The sequence below is a fragment of the Parasaccharibacter sp. TMW2.1890 genome (assembly GCF_023337645.1).
In the GTDB taxonomy this organism is placed as follows: Bacteria; Pseudomonadota; Alphaproteobacteria; order Acetobacterales; family Acetobacteraceae; genus Bombella; species Bombella apis.
This window is the reverse complement of the sequence record NZ_NWUV01000001.1, coordinates 486,357-510,271: the sequence shown is the minus strand read 5'-3', so window position 1 is coordinate 510,271 and position 23,915 is coordinate 486,357. Positions and strand designations below refer to the sequence as shown.

General features: G+C 60.2%; 18 protein-coding genes and 2 tRNA genes. 8 read left to right on the top strand and 12 right to left on the bottom strand.

What is annotated here, in order from left to right; genetic code table 11:
- Positions 1-128: 128 nt before the first annotated feature.
- From CPA54_RS02245 to hpnA, 7 genes are all read right to left on the bottom strand, one after another.
- The gene (locus tag CPA54_RS02245) at positions 129-767 is read right to left on the bottom strand and encodes a hypothetical protein (RefSeq protein ID WP_249085460.1); all 639 of its coding nucleotides are present in this window, start codon (positions 765-767) and stop codon (positions 129-131) included.
- Positions 767-2,695, bottom strand: a complete 1,929-nt coding sequence (shc, locus tag CPA54_RS02240; protein ID WP_249079732.1) for a squalene--hopene cyclase — start codon at positions 2,693-2,695, stop codon at positions 767-769. The genes CPA54_RS02245 and shc overlap by 1 nt, the downstream gene beginning before the upstream one ends.
- Before the next feature lie 101 nt (positions 2,696-2,796).
- On the bottom strand, positions 2,797-4,101 hold the full coding sequence (gene hpnE / locus CPA54_RS02235; RefSeq protein WP_043560457.1) for a hydroxysqualene dehydroxylase HpnE: 1,305 nt from the start codon (positions 4,099-4,101) through the stop codon (positions 2,797-2,799).
- Entirely contained in the window at positions 4,098-4,982 is an 885-nt protein-coding gene (gene hpnD / locus CPA54_RS02230) for a presqualene diphosphate synthase HpnD (protein WP_249085459.1), read from the bottom strand. The genes hpnE and hpnD overlap by 4 nt, the downstream gene beginning before the upstream one ends.
- 117 nt (positions 4,983-5,099) lie before the next feature.
- Complete coding sequence (gene hpnC, locus CPA54_RS02225; RefSeq protein WP_249085458.1) at positions 5,100-5,990, bottom strand: squalene synthase HpnC; 891 nt, start codon at positions 5,988-5,990, stop codon at positions 5,100-5,102.
- Entirely contained in the window at positions 5,987-7,141 is a 1,155-nt protein-coding gene (locus tag CPA54_RS02220; RefSeq protein WP_249085694.1) for a glycosyltransferase, read from the bottom strand. The genes hpnC and CPA54_RS02220 overlap by 4 nt, the downstream gene beginning before the upstream one ends.
- A 25-nt stretch (positions 7,142-7,166) precedes the next feature.
- Positions 7,167-8,174, bottom strand: coding sequence for a hopanoid-associated sugar epimerase (gene hpnA / locus CPA54_RS02215; protein WP_043560468.1), 1,008 nt, complete (start codon positions 8,172-8,174; stop codon positions 7,167-7,169).
- A gap of 130 nt (positions 8,175-8,304) precedes the next feature.
- On the opposite strand from hpnA, the gene CPA54_RS02210 reads away from it, so the two are divergent.
- Together CPA54_RS02210 and CPA54_RS02205 are read left to right on the top strand one after the other, a co-directional pair.
- Positions 8,305-9,315, top strand: a complete 1,011-nt coding sequence (locus tag CPA54_RS02210; RefSeq protein WP_249085457.1) for a lysylphosphatidylglycerol synthase domain-containing protein — start codon at positions 8,305-8,307, stop codon at positions 9,313-9,315.
- A gap of 48 nt (positions 9,316-9,363) precedes the next feature.
- Positions 9,364-10,254, top strand: coding sequence for a prephenate dehydrogenase/arogenate dehydrogenase family protein (locus CPA54_RS02205; RefSeq protein ID WP_249085456.1), 891 nt, complete (start codon positions 9,364-9,366; stop codon positions 10,252-10,254).
- Positions 10,255-10,380: 126 nt separating this feature from the next.
- On the opposite strand, the gene pyk is transcribed toward CPA54_RS02205, so the two are convergent.
- Entirely contained in the window at positions 10,381-11,745 is a 1,365-nt protein-coding gene (pyk, locus tag CPA54_RS02200; RefSeq protein WP_154981558.1) for a pyruvate kinase, read from the bottom strand.
- Positions 11,746-11,769: 24 nt separating this feature from the next.
- Entirely contained in the window at positions 11,770-12,489 is a 720-nt protein-coding gene (locus CPA54_RS02195; protein ID WP_227431355.1) for an SH3 domain-containing protein, read from the bottom strand.
- Between the two features lie 316 nt (positions 12,490-12,805).
- Here CPA54_RS02195 and CPA54_RS02190 point away from each other — a divergent pair, with 316 nt between their 5' ends.
- On the top strand, positions 12,806-13,087 hold the full coding sequence (locus CPA54_RS02190; RefSeq protein WP_249085455.1) for a hypothetical protein: 282 nt from the start codon (positions 12,806-12,808) through the stop codon (positions 13,085-13,087).
- Positions 13,088-13,318: 231 nt separating this feature from the next.
- On the opposite strand, the gene guaA is transcribed toward CPA54_RS02190, so the two are convergent.
- The gene (guaA, locus tag CPA54_RS02185; protein WP_249085454.1) at positions 13,319-14,914 is read right to left on the bottom strand and encodes a glutamine-hydrolyzing GMP synthase; all 1,596 of its coding nucleotides are present in this window, start codon (positions 14,912-14,914) and stop codon (positions 13,319-13,321) included.
- Positions 14,915-15,079: 165 nt separating this feature from the next.
- Between guaA and CPA54_RS02180 the strand changes: the two genes are divergently transcribed.
- The 5 genes from CPA54_RS02180 (at position 15,080) to CPA54_RS02160 (ending at position 19,890) form a co-directional block, all read left to right on the top strand.
- Positions 15,080-15,457, top strand: coding sequence for a hypothetical protein (locus tag CPA54_RS02180; protein WP_043560483.1), 378 nt, complete (start codon positions 15,080-15,082; stop codon positions 15,455-15,457).
- Positions 15,458-15,555: 98 nt separating this feature from the next.
- Positions 15,556-15,632, top strand: a tRNA-Arg gene (locus tag CPA54_RS02175).
- Between the two features lie 31 nt (positions 15,633-15,663).
- A tRNA-Arg gene (locus CPA54_RS02170) sits at positions 15,664-15,740 on the top strand.
- A gap of 149 nt (positions 15,741-15,889) precedes the next feature.
- Positions 15,890-17,212, top strand: a complete 1,323-nt coding sequence (gene lysA, locus CPA54_RS02165) for a diaminopimelate decarboxylase (protein WP_249085453.1) — start codon at positions 15,890-15,892, stop codon at positions 17,210-17,212.
- A gap of 5 nt (positions 17,213-17,217) precedes the next feature.
- Complete coding sequence (locus CPA54_RS02160; protein ID WP_249085452.1) at positions 17,218-19,890, top strand: DUF4175 family protein; 2,673 nt, start codon at positions 17,218-17,220, stop codon at positions 19,888-19,890.
- A 202-nt stretch (positions 19,891-20,092) separates the two neighbouring features.
- On the opposite strand, the gene CPA54_RS02155 is transcribed toward CPA54_RS02160, so the two are convergent.
- Both CPA54_RS02155 and CPA54_RS02150 read right to left on the bottom strand, forming a co-directional pair.
- The gene (locus CPA54_RS02155) at positions 20,093-21,604 is read right to left on the bottom strand and encodes a Ppx/GppA family phosphatase (protein ID WP_086431069.1); all 1,512 of its coding nucleotides are present in this window, start codon (positions 21,602-21,604) and stop codon (positions 20,093-20,095) included.
- Positions 21,605-21,606: 2 nt separating this feature from the next.
- A complete protein-coding gene (locus CPA54_RS02150; protein ID WP_249085451.1) occupies positions 21,607-23,724 on the bottom strand; it encodes an RNA degradosome polyphosphate kinase in 2,118 nt (705 codons plus the stop codon).
- Positions 23,725-23,915: the final 191 nt, after the last annotated feature.

Sequence of the window (23,915 nt, the reverse complement as noted above, 5' to 3'; positions counted from 1 at the left end):
GTGGCAAGGGACACCAGGCAATCCGGGCCATGCGTGCGAAATATACCTCCCGCCCCACATGGAAACGGCAAATACGGCCCTTCTCTAGAACAGGCCGGACGGAAACGCAAGTACTCCGACGACGCCTTTCAGACCCGTGCGAGCGGAAGTGTTTCCAGAAAATCAGCCATGGCCTGATGGGCACGGGCAGCATCACGCCCCAGGCCGATCAAGGCGCCAATCTGCACGGGATGCCTCAGGATGGACCCCAGCAAAGCCGGCACGTGGACCCGCCCGTCCTTCAGGCCTTCCCGGGCAGCGGGGGGAAGGTCCCTGCCCGCATCGTCACAGATCACCCGCAGAACCGCAAAGGGCAGGCCAGACCGGGCTACGAGACCACTCTCCATATCCACGGCGTGGCACCCCGTCCGGGAAAAAAGGTCAGCTTTCTCCCTGGCCGTGCCGATCATGACCGGGCTGTGCAGGATGCCACCCCGGACAGCCGCCTGGGCCGCACCGAAACGGGCACTCAGGGCGGGATCAGCCCTGTAATGCTCACCATCAGCCTGCACATATTCAGCCACCTGCACACTCCCCGGTGGCAGGACAGCATCCAGCGCCCCGGAGCAGCCAAAAGACAGCAATGCCGTCACACCTTCATCCTGAAGAGCCTGAAGAGCCTGCTGTGCCCCGGTCTCACAGGCATGGCTCAGGGCGATCTTCGCCCCGGGGAAAAAACGGCGGGCCAGCCGTGCTTCCTGCCTGAGCCCTGCCAGGACCCCCAGCATCAGAAACCGAACTCCACCTGCCCGGAATTGCTATCAGCCAGATTGCGGTACCGGGACAGCGCCATGAGCGGGAAGAACTGCTTGTAGCCATGATAGCGCAGGTAAAAAACCTTGGGGAAACCAACGGCATTATACGGCGCCTCGTGCCATTCACCCTGATCATCCTGCGCCTGCATCAGATAGGCCATGCCACGGCGGACAGCCTCACTATCGTGGCGACCAACAGCCATCAGCCCCAACGTTGCCCAGGCCGTCTGGGTCGGCAGGCTCTCCTTGTAGAGGCCCTGTGGGGCCCCCTCATAGCTGGCGCAGTCCTCACCCCAGCCGCCATCATCATTCTGTACGCTCTCCAGCCAGGCAACGGCCCGACGCACCATCGGGTCATCATGACTGATGCCAGCAATGTTCAGGGCACAGAGAACGGACCACGTGCCGTAAATGTAATTCGTCCCCCAGCGGCCGAACCAGCTGCCGGATTTTTCCTGCTCGGAGCGGATATAATCCAGCCCCTTGCGGATCACCTCACGATCTTCCGGATGACCCAACTGGGAGAGGAACGAAATGCAGCGTGCGGAGACATCCACCGTCGGTGGGTCCAGCAGCGCACCGTGGTCGGAGAATGGAATGTGGTTCAGCACCTCCATGTTGTTGTCAATGTCGAAGGCACCCCAACCACCATTGCTGCTCTGCATGCCAATGATCCATTCCCGGGCACGCTCGATGGCCGTACGGTTCTCTTCAGGGTCGATCCTGTGCAGCAACATGCCGACAACAGCCGTATCATCCACGTCCGGATAATAATCATTCTCGTACTGGAAAGCCCAACCTCCCGGACGCAGGGTCGGCGCATTGATGGCCCAGTCCCCTCTGACATCCAGAATCTGGCGCTCCCTGAGCCAGGCAGCGGCCTTCTTCAGGGCAATCGCCGTCTCGGCCGGCATCACGCCCCTGGCACCGGTCGAAGCCTCCAGCATGGCAAGACCGGAAAGCCCCGTATCCCACACAGGCGACACGCAGGGCTGGCAATAGGCCTCATCATCCTTCACTACCAGCAGGCCCTGTACCGCCTCCCATGCCTGGACAACCCGTGGATCATCATCCGGCACCCCCAGGGTCCGGTACATCATGATCACATTCGCCATGGCAGGATAAATGGCACCCAGTCCACCGCCACTCAGCCGCTTCTCGATAAAATCGATCGTGACACGGATGGCCTTCTCATGAACGGAACGGGGAATGAATGGAACCAGCGGCCGGATGAGCTTGTCCAGACCGGTAAATACCCGCCCCCAGACCGACCGGTACGGACCGCGTATCCAGTCCCTGATGGTGGCTGGCGGTCTCCTGAACAGCTCCTGCACCCGCACGCCACGGGGATTCAGGGCCAACGGCCTGTAAGCTGCCAGAATGAGCAGCGGCGCTATGACCGCCCTGGACCAGTAGGACATGTTCCAGACCGAGAAAAACGCCTTGCGGGGCAGCAGCATGAGCTCCACTGGCATGACGGGCACGGCATCCCACGGAACTTCCCCGTACAGGGCCAGCTGGATGCGGGTGAAGACGTTGCTCCGCTCTGCCCCGCCATGATGCAGGATGGCCGCACGGGCCTTGCGCATGTGGGGGGCTTCCGGATCATCCCCGATCATCTTCAGGGCGAAATAGGCCTTCACGCTGGCGGAAAGATCAAACCGGCCATCCGTATAGAGAGACCAGCCCCCATGCTCACCCTGTGTCCGTCGCAGATAGACTCCGATCTTCTGCTCAAGCTCCACATCAATGCAGTCAAGGAAATGGCGCAGCAGAACATATTCCGACGGGATGGTTGCATCGGCTTCCAGTTCAAAGACCCAATGACCGTCACTCTTCTGACGCTTGCCCAAGGCAGTATGGGAAGCCCTGACAGCCTGCTCCACCACCGTGGCATCCATGTTATGACGGAACAACGTCTTGTTCACTGACCTCTCCTCCAAAATCCTCGCACAGCAGGGCTTGTGCCTGTCCACATGTGCGGAGACCATAAACCAGTTCTTCAGGTACACGCCGCTCCGGCAGACGCCGTGCGAAAACCAAGCGCTCCCACCGCCACCAGCCCGGACTGTATGGCACCCTCGATCGTGGAAGGCAGACCAGTATCCGTCCAGTCCCCGGCAAGAGCAAGATTGGGATGAGCCGTTTTTGCTCCCGGCCGCTTTTTATCCTGTTCCGGTGTGGCTGCAAAGGTGGCCCGCTTCTCCCGGATCAACCGGGCAGCCGGCATGTCCTGCGGCAGCGGGGTCTCAACCAGCGGGTCCAGGGCCTGATGCAGTTCCGCCCATATGTGCGCCAGCATCTCGTCCTGGCGCCAGTCCGCATAGCGGTTGGCCGCACTGACCGTGACGGACAGGACCTCATCATGCAGGAAGACCCACTCCGCCACACCACCAACAAGCCCAAGAAAACCAGCCTGCTTCAGAGCACCACGAGGCCGCAGAGGCTGCTGGAGGCGATAATGGGCATTGGCAATGCTCTCGAACTCATCCGGCCCTTCCAGCCCCGGCAGCAACCCGACCGCCACCGGTGACGGAACGGCCAGGATGACCGCATCTTCTGCCCCCAGTCTCACAGGGCCACTGGATGTCTCCAGCGCACTCACACGCCCTGATCCATCCTCAAACGCAAGGGCAGAGACGCGCGTACCCGTAAGCACCTGAGCATGAAACTGCTCCAAGTAATGCAGTGCGGGGGTCACAAAACTTTCCGAAAGCCCTCTGGCGGCCATCCACGGGCAACAGGCCTGTCCCCCTTTGGCCAGCGTCCGCCGTACAATGTTACCCAGCAGACGGGCACTTCCCCGGTCTATGCCCGTATTGAGGCCGGAGACAGCCAGCGGCTCCAGCAGGCGCCGGGCAAACTGCCCCGGCAGGAGACAGTCTGCCACGCTGGCCTGATCACCAGCCTTCATCAGGCGGAACAGAGCCCTCACCTCCCCAAGGCGCATACCGGGCACACGGCTGCCCCGCCGCAGCAGCCAGAAAGGCAGACGCCCCGGCGAGAGGCGCAACGTCCAGGAAAGGCCCGCCTCCAGATCATGCCACGGGAAAACGGGAGCCCCCGGCCCCTGCAACGTATCCCGGGCACCCAGACGGTCGAGATAGCGGAACGTGGCAGGATTGGCGGAAAGGAGCAGATGATTGCCATTATCGATGACCGTGTCCAGCGCCCTGTCATGAAAGGACCGGGCCCGCCCCCCACAGGCCGGACCAGCCTCATAGACGGTCACCTGCGCCTGGGGTGCCAGCTCCACAGCAGCGGAAAGACCCGCAAGTCCTCCACCAATGACATGAACATGGCTCACAATGACACTCCAGCCGCCGCCAGCAGCATGGCCAGCTTCTTGCGGACGGAACAAACCCGCAGGGGGGCCTCCGGGTTGCGCCAGCCACGGCGACAGAGAGCGGCCAGCGTGACCCGGTAGGAGGCCGCCATGATCCGGGCCGGGCGCACCGTGGCTGCCGGGCACTGTTTCATCAGGGCCGTAGCCCGGCGGAAATGATCTTTTGCCCGTCCCGCGAGGATACGGCACAGCCCATCCAGCCCAACGGCATAGAGAGCCTCGGCGGGATCAGCCGGCACGCTGTAACGCCGCAGCAGTTCGGCTGGCAGGTACAGCCGTCCACGGGCTGCATCTTCGGCAATGTCACGCAGGATGTTCGTCAGCTGAAGGGCACGGCCCAGATGGTAGGCAAGCCTGTCTCCCTGCTCCTCCGGCGTGCCGAAGATGCGCACGGACAACCTGCCCACAGCAGACGCCACCCGGTCGCAGTACAGGTCCAGCGCAGCCTCATCAGGAGCCACGACCGGTTCACCACAATCCATGAGCATCCCATCAATGATGGCGATGAAATCATCCTGCCTGAGCCCGAACTGCCTGATGGCCTCAAGCAGGACACGCTCCAGCGCCGTATCGGCCTGCCCCTCATACAGGGCGGCAATACGACCTTTCCAGCTCTCCAGGGCGGAAGCAGGGTCATCATGAGGGGTGTCGCCATCGGCGATGTCATCCACGACACGACAGAAGGCATAGATGGCAAACATGCCATCCCGCCGCCCGGGAGGCAGGATTTTCATCCCCCGTCCAAACGACGTCCCTGACCGGTTGACGATCTCTTCCACCTGTCTCAGGTCAGACGGAGCACATGGCAGACCCTGAGACGTATTGTGACGAACAGAGACCATAACCTTCCTCATATCCCTTCAATGGCCGCAGCCAGAACCGTAACCACAGGCCGATCACAGCCTGCCCTCTTCTAGCGGCAAAGTCTGCCGTGGCAAAGGGCCAGCATGAAACCCGCCTCAGCGCAGGTAACGCATGGCCCGGCCCAACGCCCGCAGACCATCAGACTTTGTCAGCGCCACCCGTTCGGCTATCGGGTCCTGCCGGTGCAGACGCTCTGTCAGGCGGCGGCAGAGTGCCACGATCACGGCGGCCTCCAGCCTCATGCGACGGTCTTTCACAAGTGCGGGAAGACATGCGGCCTCCTCATTCAGGGCATCAACATGAGCCAGCATGCGATCAAACACGCGCCGTACACCCGGCTTGCTGCGGGCAAGGATGAGGTCCTTCAGGCGAACATTCTCTTCCTGCAACCACGGGAGAGGCACATAACAGCGGTTCAGCTGCTTCAGATCACTGCTGACATCCTGCATGTGATTGACAATCTGCAATGCCGTGCAGAGCGCATCCGACGGACCGAAGGTCTCTTCCCCTTCACCATGCAGCATCAGCAGGAAGCGCCCTACGGGATTGGCCGAATAGCGGCAGTAATGCAGCAGCTCCGACCAGTGTTCATAGCGTGTCTTTTCCGCATCCATGATGAAGGCCGTTATCAGGTCGCTTCCCAGCTCCAACGGCAGGTTGCGCTCCTGAAGAACCGTCCGGAGGATGACCGCACTCCAGGCATCAGCCCGGCCAGGCGGGGGCTTCCGCTCGCCGTGCAGGACCTCACGCAGGGCTTTCAGCCGGACCACCTTCTGAGCGGGAGACAGCCGGGTATTGTCCACCATGTCATCCGCCACACGGGCAAACCTGTAATAGGCATGGACGGCGGGCCTGTGTCCCGGAGATATCAGGAAAGACCCGACGGGGAAGTTCTCATCCTTCATGCCCTTGCTGGAAGAAACGTCCTGTTTTCCCCAGATATGGGCATCCTCCTGCGCCATGGCCCCACCAGACTGTGGCATCATGATTCTGCTCCTTCATACGACCGCCCGCGCCAGCTGACACCTTTGCCCCGATAATGATTCACTGCGGAGCCGACGGTTGCCATCATGTAGAAGGCAGCCACCAGCGGCAATGAGAGGACGCGCCACCATGACAGGTTGAACCAGCGCAGGGTCGGCATGAACGTAATGCAGCTGAGCGCATATGCACAGCCACCCACCACGCGGTTTTTACCACGGCCGAACAGAAGAAGGCGAACCGGCAGAAACCATATCAGAACCATGCCGGCCAAGGCTTTCAGAAGGTTCCAGGGGGAGAATTCGAGCTGGACATAAGCGTTGCGGGCGATCATGTGCCATATCTCGCCCAAGGTCTGATAGGTGCGGATGGACCATGCCTGTTCGCTGCACCCAAGATAAAGCCGCCCTCCGGCCTCCTTGACACGGGCACCGAGCGTACAGTCGTCGATCAAGGCATCCCTGAGGGTCTGTATTCCCCCTATCATCTCCAGCATCTTGCGGCGGATCAGCACCGTCCCCCCGGCAGCTCCAGCCACTGGAGACTGCGGGTCAGCGATCCTTCGAAAAGGATAGAGCATGGCAAAGAAATAGACGAAGGCCGGAACAAAAACCTTTTCCCAGAAACAGGCGCAGTTCAGCTTCACCATCTCGGAAACCATGTCGATATTTTCGCTCTGGGCTCTCTCCACCAGAGAGGAAACATGGTCTTCCTTATGGACAATATCGGCATCTGTCAGAAGGACATAGCCATCAGCAGGAAGGAACTCCAGAGCCTCTTCCTGCCCCTGCCCAACGGCCCAGAGTTTGCCGCTCCACCCCGCCGGGTGGGGCTTCCCATCCAGAACGGTCAGGCGTCCTTGCGGGTCTGGCACACGGCGGGCAATATCCCCCGTACCATCAGTACTTTCATCATCCACAAGGAAAACATGATAGCGCCCCTGATAATCCTGCCCCAGCAGGGAAGACAGGCAGGCACTGATGGAGGCTGCTTCATCACGGGCTGGAACGATGACAGCCACGGCTGGAAGGCCATTCTCCCAACGTCTGGCCTTCAGCCCCCTCCTGAGCCAGGGGCCACCAATCCAGAACTGACCATGAAAAAATGTCAGCCCCAGCCAGGCCAACAAGGAAAACAACGCCATCACAAAAACCATCACCGTGCCAGCCTGCTACTACCTCTCAAGATAAAAAATGTCCCCGCCCATGCTGGCGGAACCAGGCCACGGAATCGGCAACGGCCTGACGGGCCGGACGGGGGCGGTACCCCAGCTCCTGCTCCGCCTTGGCCGAAGAAAAAAACATCAACTTTTTGGACATGTCCAGCATCTCTTTCGTGACACGAGGCTGAATTCCAAAGCCTTTTGCCAACAGTTCAGAAAGATAGGCTACCGGATAAAGCCATGACTGCCTGAGCTGGATACGGGGCGGACGGCGATGGGCGACCTCCGCCACCATGCGAAAAAGATCACCCAGCATGAGATTTTCGCCGCCCAGAATATATTTTTCGCCAATCGTACCATGCTCAAAAGCAAGCACATGGCCTTCTGCCACATCATCAACATGGACAATATTCAGCCCAGTCTCGACATAAGCCGGCATACGGCCTGTCGCACAGTCCAGAATCATCTGCCCGGTCGGTGTCGGCTTGATGTCCCGTGGTCCCACCGGAGTCGATGGATTCACAATGACAGCCGGCAGGCCCTCCTCCCGGACAAGGCGCAGAACTTCCTGCTCCGCCCGATATTTGGACCGCTTGTAAACGCCCACGATCTGATCCTCCGTCACGGGGGAAGACTCCGTGGCCGGAATGCCATCATGGGCCGTGGCCAGTGCCGCAACGGAGGAACAATACACGATACGCTTTACACCCGCCTTCATGGCGGCGAGCATCAGGCGCCGGGTTCCCTCGACATTGGCCTTCATCATCACTTCAGGGTTTGGTACCCAAAGGCGATAATCCGCCGCTACATGGAAAAGATAGGTCACGCCCTCCAGCGCCTCAGCCAGGCTCTGAGGGTCTGCCAGGTCTCCGACAACAAATTCCACGGGCAGGTCGGCCACGTTGCGGCGATCCGATGTCTGCCGGACCAGAAGGCGCAGACGACGACCACGCTCCAGCAAAGCCCGTGCAACGGCCGATCCCACAAAACCGGTTGCCCCGGTCACTAGGGTCACATCTTCTGACATCTCCGCTCCTTCCTCACTTCAGCGCCTTGTTCTGCCGGATATAGGCCCCGTCATCATGGCGGGTAAAGCCCTGCTGATTGGACGTGCGCCACGGAGTGGCCTAGAAGGACATGAACATGAATTTAACACTATGGCGGGCACCTTGAAAAAAATACTTCCCTTTGTTCTTTCCCTTACAGGTGTCGTCCTTTTCTGTTTTCTGACCCTGCGTACTGGCATACACCCGATTTTGGCCTCACTTGCCAAGATCGGCCTCAGCGGGTTCATCCTGCTGATCCTCAGCCAGCTGGCCGTCAACATTCTCCTCGGCGTCGCCTGGAAAAGCAGCATCGCCAGCATCAGCTTCCTCCGCCTGACCTTTTCCCGGTTTGTCCGGGATGCTGCAGCAGCGTGCCTGCCTTTTTCCCAGCTTGGCGGAATGCTCATCGGCATACGGGCCACCACGGCGGGCCACCCCCGCCACACGACGGATGGACAGCCCATCAGCTGGACAGAGGGAGTTGCCGCCAACATTGTTGACATCACAACGGAAGTTCTGGGGCAGCTCGCTTTCATCATCATCGCCCTGCTCTGCCTTGTCGGTCAGGCCGATGCCGGGCGATTTGTCTGGCCGCTGGCCATTGGCATCGTTCTGCTGAGCGTCGGCATGGCGGGTTTCATCTGGACACAGCAGCGCAGCGGCAATGCCCTCCAGGCGCTGGCCCGTTTTCTTTCCAAGCACATCTCTGCCGACTGGCATGATGCGCTGGCTGAAAACAGCGAAAATTTCCAGAGCTATATTGAAAGCCTCTGGGACCAGCCGGTCCGCATCGGCCTGGGGGCAGCGCTGCATCTGCTCTGCTGGATTGGTAGCGCCCTGCTGACATGGCTGTCCCTTATCCTGCTGGGCGCACACTGTTCTTTTCTCAATGCACTGGCCATTGAAGGGGCCGTCTGTGGTATCATGTCCGCCGGTTTTCTGGTGCCCGGTGCCTTGGGGGTGCAGGAAGCAGGTTATGTGGCTCTGGGGCATCTGTTCGGCATCAGTGCCGACATTTCCATCAGCATCTCCCTGCTGCGACGGGGACGGGACATCGTCATCGGCGTGCCTGTCCTGTTGCTCTGGCAGCTCTATGAGTTCCGCCAGCTGCGCCGGTCCTGAACAACACACTGGCCCACATGCGCTTTACAGGATGAAACGGATATCTCCATGGCTGATGCCCCCCTCTTTGACACCCTGACCATCATCGGCCCGGGGCTGATCGGCTCTTCCATCCTCCGCCGTGCCCGACAGACAGGCACCCTTGCCCGCCGCCTCATCACAGCCGACAGCGCCCCGGCTGTTCTCCAGCGGGCAAGAGAGCTGGACCTGGCGGATGAAGTCACAGCCTCCCCGACAGAGGCAGCCGCAAAATCCGATGCTGTCATCCTCTGCATTCCCACGGGGGCCATCCGGCCGGTCGCTGCAGCCATCCTTCCCCACATGAGGCCCGGGAGCATCCTCAGTGACGTCGCCTCCGTCCGCAGCACATTGGGGCCGGACATCAGCGCTCTGCTGCCAGAAGATGTCAGCTATGTTCCGGCTCACCCCATGGCTGGTACGGAATATTCCGGCCCAGATGCCGGGTTCGCCACCCTGTTCGAGAATCGCTGGACCCTGCTCGTCCCCCCTGCGGGAACACCCTCTGAAGCCATCACCACGATGGAAACTTTCTGGCAGCGCTGTGGGGCCCGCACCCGACAGATTACCGACCAGTATCATGACCAGATATGCGCCATGGTCAGCCATCTCCCGCATCTTCTGGCCTTCACCATATGCGATACTGCGGACCGTCTTTCCGCCGACCTCCGGGCCGATGTGCTGGAATATGCCGCTTCGGGCTTTCGGGACTTCACCCGCATCGCTGCGTCCGACCCGACCATGTGGCGAGACATCTTCCTGACAAACAGGGATGTCCTGCTCGCCACGTTCGAGCGTTTCGAGAAGGATGCCCACCTCATGGTCGAGGCCATACGTAATGGCGATTCCGAGGCCATCACGGAGCGCATCAGGCGTGGACGCCGTATCCGGCAGGGGTTGATCGAGAACAAGCAGGCCTGACCGTTTCTTCTTCAACCCCATGCAAAAGGAGCCCGGCAGGTGATCAGCCTGCCGGGCTCCTTCTTTTCTCCCTGCGTCCCTGAAGGCCGAAGCCTCCAGGGATGCAGACAACGCATCAGCGAAGGATCAGACCTTGACGATGCGCAGGTTCTTGGAGCTGTCGAGCAGGACGACATGCTCACCGCCCTTGGCGAACTCGCCAACGGCCTTCACATCATCCTTGCTGGAAACAACCTTCGGGAACACGCCCCAGACCACACACAGGCGGCGGGAGGTCGTCTCGTTCGTCAGGGCCACGACCGGCTCATGCGGACGCTCCCGGGAAACCAGCACGGCACTGCGGCCATTCTCCGTATGCACGGCCAGAGCGGCTGCACGGGCGTTGCGGGCCACATCAAAGGCTGACTTGGCCTGTGCACCCTGGATCGTGTGCTCGGAGGCCGGGCGCATGCGGTCCATGCGGGCACGCCATTCCGGGTCCTGCTCCACACGGGCGGTGACACGGGCCATCGTGGCCACGGCTTCAGGCCCGAAGGAACCGGCAGCACTCTCAGCGGAGAGCATGACAGCATCAGCACCATCGTAAACAGCATTGGCCACGTCGGAGACTTCCGCACGGGTCGCCACCGGGCTGCTGATCATGCTTTCCATCATCTGCGTTGCCACGATGACCGGACGTCCCTGACGACGGGCCTCGGTGATGGCACGCTTCTGGATGACAGGAACATCCTCGGCCGGCAGCTCGACACCCAGGTCGCCACGGGCCACCATCAGCGCATCGGAGAGACGGATGATCTCATCGAGGCACTCAACAGCCTGCGGCTTCTCCAGCTTGGTGACGATCCATGCACGGCCCTTGACGATGTCACGGGCTTCCTGAATGTCTTCCGGACGCTGGACGAAGGACAGGGCGATCAGATCCACACCAATGGAGAGGGCGAACTGGAGATCCTTGTGGTCCTTCTCTGTCAGGGCCGGGATCGGCAGGGCAACGTCAGGAACGTTCACACCTTTGCGCTCGGAGAGCTTGCCCCCCACGAGAACTTCCGTCTCCAGCGCTTCCTTGTGCTTCTTCGTGACGCGCAGAGCCAGCTTGCCGTCATCCAGCAGGAGGCGGTGACCGACATCAACAGCGGCGATGATCTCCGGGTGCGGCAGGTTGACACGGTTGGCATCGCCGGGGGTCTTGTCCAGATCCAGCGTGAATTTCTGGCCGACCTTCAGCTGGACCGGGCCATCCTTGAACACGCCAACACGCAGCTTCGGCCCCTGGAAGTCGGCCAGGACGGCCAGAGGGCGGCCCAGCTTGGCTTCGGCCTCACGCACGGCCTTGTGACGGGCGGCGTGCTCATCATGGGCACCGTGGGAGAAGTTCAGGCGGAAAACATTCACACCGGTCTTGGCAAGATGGAGAATCTGCTCAGCGGTTTCTGATGCCGGCCCGAGGGTCGCAACAATCCGAGTGCGGCGATGATGGATGTTGGCTGTCATAACATTCCTCGACTTTTCATTTGTTCAGTCAGGCTGAATGATTTCACCGGGTTGCACCCCCCATAACAGGCGGCGTTCGATCCACCCGTCATAGCCCCTGACTGTGACATGACACCATGATGAGCCCTGTGGACAGGCCTTGATCTTTCCGATCGCCCCCGGCTCCAGCAGGGCGACGACGGTCCGATCCGGCTTGTCCGAACTCATCAGAGGGACGTCATGATTCTGGCCCCGTGCCACCTCCCCCGCCGGCACGTATGCCACAATGCGGGAATCAGCATGACCCGTGGTCGAAACTTTAGACGCATCCCCATCATAGGACACGGAACCGGGTATGATAAAGGAACGGCTGCCATGCAGCGTCACCTGATGTACCCAGCCCTTCTGGCCATCCTGGTCCTCCACAAGACGCCAGACCCCGAATTCCCGCTCGATCAGCACCGGATATCCACGGCGATGATAGACCCAGTCGATCGGATACCGCTCACCGGGGCCACGCCGCATGTAAACACGGTCCGCCCGCATGGCGGCATAGCGGGGCAGTGGCAGCTTTGTCTCCGTACCGACATTGTCGGGAACAGGAGGCGGAGCTGGCTGCGTCGTCGGAGCCGCAGGAGCGACCTTGTGAGGGGTGGTGCGCCCATGGTGGACACGCCCATGCGCTTTTGCCGCATGGGCTGGCTCATGCACGGCGGCGTGGTGCTTTTCATGCCGCTTACCATGATGATGGGAAGCATGAGACATAGCCTGCTCTCCCTCCGCCCCACGGGCGGGACAAGCTGCAAACAGGGCCATCACCACAATCGGTAACGCCCCCTGCACAGGCAGCCTACAGGAAAATGAAACAGGTACTCTCATCCCTTTATCCCTGCCAAGGGACAGCCATTTGGGCAAGCCGTATTCCCCCTCTCATGTCCAAAAAATCCGCTCATGTACAGCAACCCTGCCCTGCCAGAAAAGCGTGGCATGGTCACGCCACGCTTCTGTCCGCCCATACGAACCAGAACACACTCATACCACAAATCAGGACCAAACAATGAGGCATCAGGGAGTCCTGATCATGCCCCAGACCACCAGAGGCCGCCTCATGATCCTGTTTCTGGGGCGGCTGCTTTTCACGGCTTCATTCTCAGTCGATCTGACCCTGACAGGGATTGTCGGCTATCAGCTGACGCCTGACAAGACGCTGGGCACTCTCCCTTACTCCCTCATCACGCTCGTGGCCTGCCTGACAACTTTTGGAGCTTCGATCCTCATGGGCAGACTGGGGCGGAGGGTCGGCTTCATACTGGGAGCAATGGCTGGAACATCCTCTTTGTCTCCGGTTCAACTCTGCTTGTGAAAGCCATCCCTTACCCGGACTGCACACCACTCCTCCCAGGAAAGGAAGGAAATGCAATAAAATCCAACCGCCTGGCAGTCTCTATTCACTCATCTTTTCCCTCATAGGACATGCTTTCATATCTCATGACCTTTCTGTACAGACTGACATCTTCCTGACCATCATCAGGGCACAAAAAAGGCCTGCATTCCTGCAGGCCTTCCCCATCATTCCCCATAATGTTCTGCAGTCTCACTCCCACTCGATCGTGCCCGGCGGCTTGGAGGTGATGTCGTAGGTGACACGGTTGATGCCACGCACCTCGTTCACGATACGGCCAGCGACACGGTTGAGGAACTCGAAGGTGAAAGGATAGACCTCGGCGGTCATGCCGTCCGTGCTGGTGACAGCACGCAGGGCGCAGGCCTGATCGTAGGTACGGTCATCACCCATCACGCCCACCGTGCGGACGGGCAGGAGAACCGCAAAAGCCTGCCAGATTTCATCATACAGGCCAGCCCTGCGGATTTCCTCCAGATAGATGCTGTCCACCTTCCGCAGGAGGTCCAGCTTCTCCCGTGTGATGTCACCGGGGATACGGATGGCCAGCCCCGGCCCCGGGAATGGATGCCGCCCGACAATATGCTCCGGCACGCCGATCTCACGGCCCAGCGCACGGACCTCATCCTTGAAGAGCTCACGCAGCGGCTCGACCAGCTCCATGTTCATCCGTTCTGGCAGACCGCCCACATTGTGATGGGACTTGATGGTCACGGACGGCCCGCCATTGAAGCTGACACTCTCGATCACATCCGGATACAGCGTGCCCTGCGCCAGGAACTGCGCCCCGCCCAGCTTGGCCGCTTCCTGCTCGAAGACCTCAATGAAGAGGCGGCCAATGGTCTTGCGCTTCACCTCCGGGTCCGTCACCCCGGCCAGCTCGCCAAGGAACAGGTCGGAGGCATCACGATGGACCAGACGGATGTTGAAACGGTCACGGAAGGTCTTCACCACCTCGTCAGCCTCACCGGCACGCAGGATGCCCGGATCGACAAAGATGCAGGTCAGCTGGTCCCCGATGGCATCATGGATCAGCTTGGCCGCCACGGAGCTGTCCACCCCGCCGGAGAGACCACAGATCACCTTGCCATCACCCACCTGCTTGCGGATGCGGGCAATTTCCAGATCACGGAAACCGGCCATCGTCCACGTGCCGGAGCAGCCTGCCACGCCATGCGTGAAGTTGCGGATCAGCTCCGCCCCATGTGGCGTATGCACCACCTCCGGGTGGAACTGCACGCCATAGATGCGGCGTTCTTCATTGGCGATGATGGCAAACGGTGCCCCCTCGGAATAGGCCACGGCCCTGAAGCCCGGCGGCAGGGCCGCCACACGGTCACCGTGACTCATCCAGACCTGCTCACGCCCACCCTGTGCCCAGAGACCGTGGAACAGCGCACATTCCTCGGCGACATCAATATAGGCACGGCCAAATTCACGGTGGTCATGGGTTTCCACACGCCCGCCCAGCGTATGGCAGAGAACCTGCTGGCCGTAGCAGATACCCAGAATGGGGCGCTTCAGCTCCAGCAGCCCTTCCGGCAGGGTCGGCGCATTGTCGTCATGCACGCTGGCCGGACTGCCGGACAGGATGATGCCCCGCGGGTTGAACTCACGGATTTTCTCCAACGAGGAGGTGAACGGCCAGATCTCGCAATACACCCCGCTTTCCCGCACACGGCGGGCGATCAGCTGGGTCACCTGGCTGCCGAAATCCAGAATCAGGATACGGTCTTCATGGAGGGTTTCATCAAGCTGCTGAAGGGTGTCTGCGTTTTTCTGCGTCAAGTTCCGGGCCTCGCCTGCTGGATATGGCACAATGCTCAATTCGTGCTAGTCTCTATAGGACGATCGACCGCCAACGTCATCCTTATTCTCCACCGGTTTTTACCTTCCGGCAAAGATTTCCGCGGCGGCTCACATTACTCGAACATGTTTTTCAGGAACTGCGCAATGCGTCCCGCTTTTCTCACCTGTCTGGTCAGCCTCTGCACTCTGGGGGCCTGCTCCTCCCTTCCCGACCCGGCTTCCGACCCCTATGGCCTGTGGACAGGCAAGCTCGTTACCGAGCAGGGAATCTGCCCGACCAGGGACATATCCTCCCTTCGCATCCGTGGGCATGAGGTCGTTTTCAACCCCGGCATGAATACATCCACTCTCCGGGGCACCTATGAAAAAGGCCAGCAGCACTACCTGGCCGAACTGACCGACAAGGGAATGAACGATACCCCCTACAGGCAGACATTCAACGGCTATCCGGTTGGTACGGCCATCGGTGGGACCTACACGTCACCACGCTGCCGTGCCCATGTTTCGCTGATTCGCCGCTGAAAAACGCCGGGAACATCCCACTGGAAAATATTTAAAAAAACTTCTCCAGTGGGGTTGCACCACTGCCCCAGACCGGATAGAAGCCTCCTCAACACGGCGCACCCGTAGCTCAATTGGATAGAGCACCAGACTACGAATCTGGGGGTTAGAGGTTCGAGTCCTCTCGGGTGCACCATGTCATCATATACTCGGGTCTTCCGAGGTCTGCACCCGTAGCTCAATTGGATAGAGCACCAGACTACGAATCTGGGGGTTAGAGGTTCGAGTCCTCTCGGGTGCACCACATATCTCCTCATCCAGAATACATGATTGAAGCGCTTCCATAGCTGCTTGGGAAGAGCGTCAGGGTGTTCCGTACTGTCTGCGGCTGCGCCCCTGTTTCCTGCGGGTTACACCTTCCCATTTTGGCTGCTGGTCTGTAATCATGCGGTCATGACTTCGACACATCCCGACCCGACATTCCAGACCCTCCTGAACAACCACCCCAACCTGTCCTACGAAGGCAGACAGGGGCTGGTCATGGATGGCACCTCTCTCACGGATATTGCCAGAGAGCACGGAACACCCTGCTGGGTCATCAGCGCTGATACGCTACGCCAGCGTGCTCATGCCCTTCAGGATGCATTCAGGGCCCGCAATCTGCCCATCCATTGCCACTTTGCCGTCAAGGCACAGGATCATCAGGCCTGCCTGACCGTTCTGGCACATTGTGGCTTCGGGGCTGATGTCGTCAGCGGTGGAGAACTGCGTCGGGCTCTTGCGGCGGGCATCAGGGCCCGTGACATCGTCTTCTCAGGAATCGGCAAGACGGATGACGAGCTGGAGCTGGCAATTCATCATCAGATCGGTCAGATCAATGTCGAAAGTGTGGAAGAACTGCACCGGCTCAACGCTCTGGCACAAAACATGCAGCAGCGGGCCCGCATCGCCTTCCGGGTCAATCCCGATATTGACGCCCAGACACACAGCAAGATCACGACAGGGCGTGCCGAAGACAAATTCGGCATTGCCCATGACGCCATCCCGGCCCTCTACCGGAAGGCACAGACAGACATGCCCGGTGTGGAGCTGGTCGGTCTTGCCGTTCATCTCGGCAGCCAGATGGTGACGGCAGCTCCCTTCCGCAAAGGCTATGAGCGAATTGCCGCACTCGTCCGCACCCTGCGGGAAGATGGGCTGCATGTCAGCGACATTGACTGCGGCGGCGGCCTTGGTATCGCCTACCGGAACGAGCAGGCACCTCCCCCCGCCATGCTGGCTGATGTCATTGCCGAGACACTGGGAGACCTGGATGTGCAGCTGCATGTCGAGCCCGGCCGCTGGCTGGCGGCACCCGCCGGGGTTCTTCTGGCCCGTGTGATCGACGTGAAGGACGCTGCCCGCCGTTTCGTCATCATTGATGCTGGCATGAATGACCTCGTCCGCCCAGCCATGTATGATTCCTGGCATGGCATCCTCCCCCTGAACGAACCGGACACCACCACCGAAGAGTGCGTAGATGTGGTCGGTCCCATCTGTGAGAGCAGCGACATCTTTGCCCGCCAGCGTTCCCTGCCCCCTTTGAAGAAAGGAGATCTGGTTGCTCTGCTGGATGCCGGAGCCTATGGCACAGTCATGAGCTCCACCTACAATTCACGCCCCCTTGCTGCGCAGGTCATGATTGAAGGCGGCCGGAAAGCCATCATCCGCAGACGCCAGACACTTGAAGAGCTGCTGGCACAGGAAGCCGTCCCCGACTGGCTGGCCCGCCCCTGACCCCCGTGAAGCCCACACCCCTCCCTCCCCGGTTTGCCCACATCCAGCGGCAGGCCTACCGTCGGCTCCGGCTGGAACAGTGCTGGCATCATGCCCGCTGGCCCCTGCTGCTTGCTGGCCTGTGGGGCTGTGCGGCCCTGCTTCATCTCCCACAATCCCTGCCTGACAGCCTGCACCTCCTGCTGGAAGTCTCCTCCTTCGGAAGTGTGCTGTTCTTGGCAGCCCGGCGCCTCCACCGCCTGCCCCGTCCCTCCGCTGCACAGGTGGATCAGCGTATCGCCAGCGATTCCGGGCTTGCCTTTCCGCCCTTGGCAGCCCTGACAGACCGCCCCGCTCTGCCTGAAGGCCTCTCCGAGGAAGACATACGCCGGGAAGGGCAGCTCTGGACCATCCACCGGCAACGGCTTCTGGACTCGTTCGACTCTCTCCGCCTGCGTCTTCCACGGCTCTTTCCACACTGGGCAGGCAGGCTGACAACCGCTCTTGTCATGCTCTGCCTGTTCGTCCTTGGGGGGCTGGCGGGACCACAGGCCGGGCTGAGACTGAAGGCTGGCTTCATCCCCGGCATGGATGATGACGCCGCACCGCTCCCTGCCATGCAGGCATGGATCGACCAGCCCGCCTATTCACCCGGCCCACCCATTTTCCTGACGGCACACAGTCCCGCCCTCTCACTGCCGGAAGGAGCACGGCTCCACGCCGTGCTGGACGCCACATCAGGACGCCCCGCCCTGCATGGTACTGTCGAGCACAGCCAGACATCCCGGGAGAAAGGAAGCTGGCAGATTGAAGGAACCCTGCGAAAGAGCGGCACCATAAGTCTTTCTGTCCGGGGCCGCAGGCTGGGGCGCTGGCAGCTTCATGTCAGTGCCGACACACCGCCAGACATTCAATGGACCGCCAAAGCCGGTACCATATCGCAGGACTGGTATACCAGCTTTCCATGGTCAGTCAGCCAGCCCCATGGTGTCGCTTCCCTGGAAGCCAGACTGCACCCCATCATTCCACCAGCGCACACGCCGGACCCTGCTCATGGTCTGACCATTCCCCTGCCGCTGGAAAAACAGCCGACCAAAGCCACGGGCACCACCCGGCTCGACCTCTCCGACAGCCCCTTCGCCGGGCTGGAAGTTGCCGGGCAGCTCTGCGCCCGCAGCAGCTCTGGCAAAGAACGCTGCTCCAAACTCCAGACCTTCCGCCTGGGGCACCGTTCCTTTCACGATCCACTGAGCCGCGCACTGCTGGACCTGCGATTGGCTCTTGTTCTCAAGCGCACAACAGAAGCACAGGCAGCCCACCTGCTGGCCCTTCTGACGGACCTGCCTCTTCCGGCTGATCTCAGCCTGCCACTCGCCCTGCTACAGCGGCAGGCAACGACAGGCCTGCCCCTCCAGGCCCTGACTGAACAGCTCTGGTTCACAGCCCTTTATGCGGAAGACCGTTCACAATCCGGGCAGGCCATTGCGGCCTCCATGCTTCATGTACGGACCTTGCAGAACGGGATACGCCTGCATCTTCTCGCCCTCGGGCAGCATCCCGCTCCCCCGCCTCCAGCTGAACAGCAGGCGCTGCATGACGAACTGGAAAGCCTGAAAACTGCTCTGGACGGCCACATGGCCTTCATTTTCCAGAAGGCCAGCCAAAGCGGCCTCGTCATGCCCATGCCCGGTGGCCGGGGAATGCCCTGGATCCGCCTTGCCGGGCAGGTCCAGTCTGATGCGTTGGCCGGACGGACAGAACAGGCTCTGGAGCACCTGCGCAATATGGTGGAACCTGCCGAACAGCTCCGGCAGGCGACCCTGCCAGACATGCAGTCGCTGGCCGCCTCCATGCAGGCGCAGGCTGAAGCCCGTACCCAGCGCCTCGCCCTGCGGGATCTGATACGGCAGGAAACCGACCTTCTGAACCACGCCCAGAAACGTCTTGCCTCAGAGCGCCCCAAAACGGATGATCAGGACACCCAGCACAAGGATGTCTCCCAGATGTCCACAGCCGAACTGCTCAGCCAGCTTGGCATGGTTTCCGCCTCAACAGACAGTTCTTCCACAACATCACAGTTGGATCAGGAGGCCGTTCTCCTCCATGCTGATGAACGGCAAAAGGACCATGCAACCCAATATGCCCTGCGCCTTCTGGCCAGCACGCTCAACCATCGTGGGGAAACCCTGACAAAGAAAAAAATGTCCAATCTGCTAAAAGCGGAAAAAGATATGGGAGCTGTCCTGAAGAGCCTCGCCAACCGTCAGGACGAAGAAAGCGTGAAGAACATCCAGACCGTCCTGAATGATCTGTCACAGTCCCGTCATGAGATGAGCCGGAACCAGTCTGCATCCAGTCAGGAAAGCAAGGGGCATCTTGGCTTCATTCCTCCTCCTTCTGCCTCCTCATCGCCAGATGAGCAGAACGGCACCCCCTCTGCCTCCCCCGATGACGACCCGAACAGCGGGCAGGATGAGGACACACATGATGATGAGGAAAAACAGCCGGAGAATCAGGACCCGCTGGGCCGGAAACTGGATGACAGTCCGGACTCTGATGCCCACATCCCGGACCATGAACGCAACCGTGCCCATGACATCGAGCGTGAACTGCAACGTCGTGCCTCTGACCGCACCCGCCCCCAGAGTGAGCTGGATTATCTCAACCGGCTTCTTGCCCCCCTCCGTCAGTCGCACTGACCCTGTCAGATGGCGGGAGCCAGCCGGCAGAAACCCGTCATATCGGGTGGAATGGAGAAAAAGCTGAACCGTCTGACATGCCCCCTGAAGGACGACAAAACGTCTGGGAATAGGACCAGGCCCGCAAGATCATGTCAGATTAAAAAAAGAGCCAGCCATCCTATCGGGGATGCTGGCTCTTTGTACAGAAAACAGCCGCCTGTCAGCGCAGGGACGGTTTCATCCCCAGCGCCTCGGCCAGGCGTTCCAGCTGACGGGAAATGGCGCTGCCACCAGAACGCAGTCGACTGCCATGCAGGCTGAGCACCAGCTTGTCATCCTTCATGGCCAGGTGTGTTCTTTCCAGAAGAACCTCTGTCCCAGCACATAATGTATAGACCAGACGCAGCACCAGCCCGAGCTGCACGGCCGCCTCGTAGCGTCCCTTGCTCAGCAGACGGCGGGACGGCTCCAGAACGGGATCATCCCTGTTGATCTCGTACCGCACGGCCAGCACGAGGGCCAGAAAGGCCCGCGATTCATGGGAAAAACCAACACCATGACAGTACAGGACCCGTCGATAGGTCTGCTCTGCCCGATATTGCGGATGGTCATATGACCCGATATCGGAGATGGTACAGGCCAGCCGGAGCTGTGCTGCCAGAAAAGAATCTTCTACCCAGTCCAGTCCGGTCAGGAAGACAGGAGACACCCATGTAATAAGGGGCTCGGCCAAGGAGGCATTACGGCCAAGCCGCCCTGCCATCTCCCGAGCCAGAGCCTCCATAGGGTCTTCCTCAGCGACAGAGGAGGCAACCTCACGCATGTACCAGCCTTCCCGCAGACCCTCCGCACTGAAAACGACCTCCTGCGCATCCGTCTGGGCCAGCAGGGCGAGCAGAACCTGGGCTGCAAATGGCGCATCCACCATCCGCTTGCGTGGGACATTGCCGATCTTTTCCATCTGCTTGCGGCTGGCCCCGATGACCCAGCCTGCCATTTCCTCTGCCTCTGCCCGGCTGAGCCGGAAGAGATGGACCATGTTCAGAGGATACTCCATACGGGCCACATGCAGGCGGGCCAGCGCCCGGAAGGCCCCACCCACCAGATAAAGCGGCTTGCCGGCCGCCGTTTCCAGCCATGAGACATCTGCCAGCGTCTTTCTGGCAATCTTGCTGGCCTCTCCCAGGTCCTCCTGCGAACGCTCCCGCAACCGGATCACTCCAAGCGGTGTCGTCCCAGCCTCGAAATAGGCCCCGTTCCTGACACGGATCAGCTCCAGCGAGCCCCCTCCAATATCGGCAACCACACCATCAGCATCCGGCAGGGCACACAGCACCCCTGCGGCGGAATAATCCGCTTCTTCCTCTCCATTCAGCACACGGAAGCGGGCTTCCGGCATGCGGGCTTTGGCCGCTTTCACAAAGTCAGCCCCATTATGGGCATCCCTCACGGCAGCCGTGGCAAGAACATCGAACGGTTCCACCTTCATGGCCTGACCAATGGCCTGATAACGGGCAAGGACCTCCAACGCGCGGTTGATGCCTTCCTCGCTCAGCATCCCTGTGGCCTCCAGCCCTGCGCCAAGACGCAGAGTGGCCTTTTCGTTGAAGATGGGAACGGGATTGCGGGCAACCCCCTCATAGACCACCATCCGCACGGAGTTGGAGCCCAGGTCCACGATTGCAGCCCGGCGGGACTCCCGTCCCCCCCACTGCGCTGCCGTATACACCATTCTTACGCCTCCTTCGCAGGCCCTTCCCCATCCTCGGAGTCCAGCCGGGGATTCGCTGGAGTGTCTGCTTCTTTAGCCGACGCAGAGGCTTTTTCCATAAAATACTCATGCGCGGAAAGGGGAGATTCGCCGGGTTCGACACGTTTCCAGCGGCCATCAGGCAGCATTACCCAGCTCTGCAACGTATCATGAACATTCACCACCATGATCTCGCCCAGGATACGGTCATGAGACTCCGTATCCGTAATGGGCACCATGGCCTCAATGCGGCGGTCCATGTTCCGTTTCATCCAGTCAGCCGATGCAATGTACAGCTTTGCCTGGCGGGAAGGCAGCTCACACCCGTTGCCAAAGGCAAAGACACGGGCATGCTCCAGATACCGCCCCACGATGGACCGTACCTCAATCCCTTCAGAAAGACCCGGCACACCCGGCCGCAGGCTGCACATCCCCCTCACCACAATGGTGATCTTCACACCGGCCTGTGATGCCTCGTAGAGAAGCTCGATCAGCTTCCTGTCCACAAGGCTGTTCATCTTCAGCCATATCTGCCCGGGCCGTCCGGCGCTGACATGCTCCATCTCTTCCCGCACCAGCTTTTCCAGCGTCGGGCGAATGGTAAGAGGCGAAAAAGCCACCGCATGAAGCTCCGGCACCGCAGCGCCGGTAATACAGTTGAAGAGCCGGGCACAGTCATCAACCAGGACGGGATTACAGGTAAAATAGGAAATGTCCGTATAGATCTTAGCTGTATTGGGATGATAGTTGCCCGTCCCGTAATGGGCATAGGACTGGAGGTGATCGCCTTCACGCCGTACCACCAGGATCATCTTGGCATGGGTCTTGTAAGCCGCCAGACCATACACGACCTGCACGCCTCTGGTCTCCAGTGCCCGGGCAAGACGGATATTGGCTTCTTCGTCAAACCTGGCCCGCAGCTCCACCTCTACCGTAACGGATTTACCCGCCTCAACAGCCTCGATCAGCGCATCCACGATCGGGCTGTCATGCGATGTCCGGTAGATGGACTGCTTGATGGACAGGACATCCGGATCCCGTGCTGCCTGCTGGAGGAAATGAACAACCGTATCAAAACTCTCATACGGATGATGGACGACAAGGTCAGCCTCCCGGATCGTGGCGAAATAATCGCCGTCATGCTTCAGGACACGCTGCGGAATACTGGGATGATACGGTCTGAAAAGAAGCTCCGGCCGGTCGGACACGATGAGCTGCTTGACATCGCCCACACCGACCATGGTCGGCAGATGGACAACATCATCCTTGGCCACGCCCAGCTTGCGGATAAGATGCCCGGGCAGGCGACCATCCACCTCCAGATGGATGCAGGCCCCACGCCGCCGTTCCTTCACAGCCTTCTCGAAGCTGTTCAGCAGGTCTTCAGCATCTTCTTCCAGCTCCACATCCAGGTCACGCACAAGGCGCAACATGCCTGAACGGCTGGCATGAAGCCCCGGATACAGACGTTTGGCAAAGCGGAAGATCACATCCTCCAGCAATACGAAGCGGATCGTGTCATCCTGGTCCGGCAGACGGATGAAACGAGGCAGCTGCTCTGGCAGGACAACCATGCCATCCATCATGTGATGATCCGTCTTCGGGTCCTTGAGACAGAGCACCAGCGCCTGCCCGCCACTGAAGATGAACGGCAGGGGATGGGTGGGATTCAGGGTCAGCGGCGTCAGTACAGGAAAAAGCTGGCTGTCAAAATATTTGGAAAGCCACTCCTGATCGTGATGATGGAGCTTCTCAACATTCCTGATGAGAATATTCTCGTCCCGCAGCTCCTTCAGCATGTCACCCCAGATGCGCTGCTGCTCTCCCTGGAGATGCCATGCCTGGTGCCGTACCGTTTCAAGCTGCTGGGCCGAGGTCAGCCCGTCGGGGCTTTTCTTGCCGGAACCATCCTTCAGCTGGTGCACCAGCCCAGCGACACGGACGGCGTAGAATTCATCCATGTTGCCCGCACTGATGGAGAGAAAGCGCAGCCGCTCCAGCAGGGGCGCTGCCGGATTTTCAGCTTCATCCAGAACACGCTGGTTGAAATCCAGCCAACCAAGCTCACGATTGATGAAACGGGTCTGATGTTTCTTTGTCATGGCTTCACTCGCCATGTTTGTCTCAACAAACGCCATATTCCCTATGTTGGACATGACAGTCTCCTCACCTGGCTGGTCAGCAGGCATAATCCCGCTTCTTTATTGCTTCAATAAGACAGAGGTTCCGTCAATATGACAATTATTAAGATAGTATTTCAGCCTTGCAGGTAACAAATGCAATTGGGACTGGA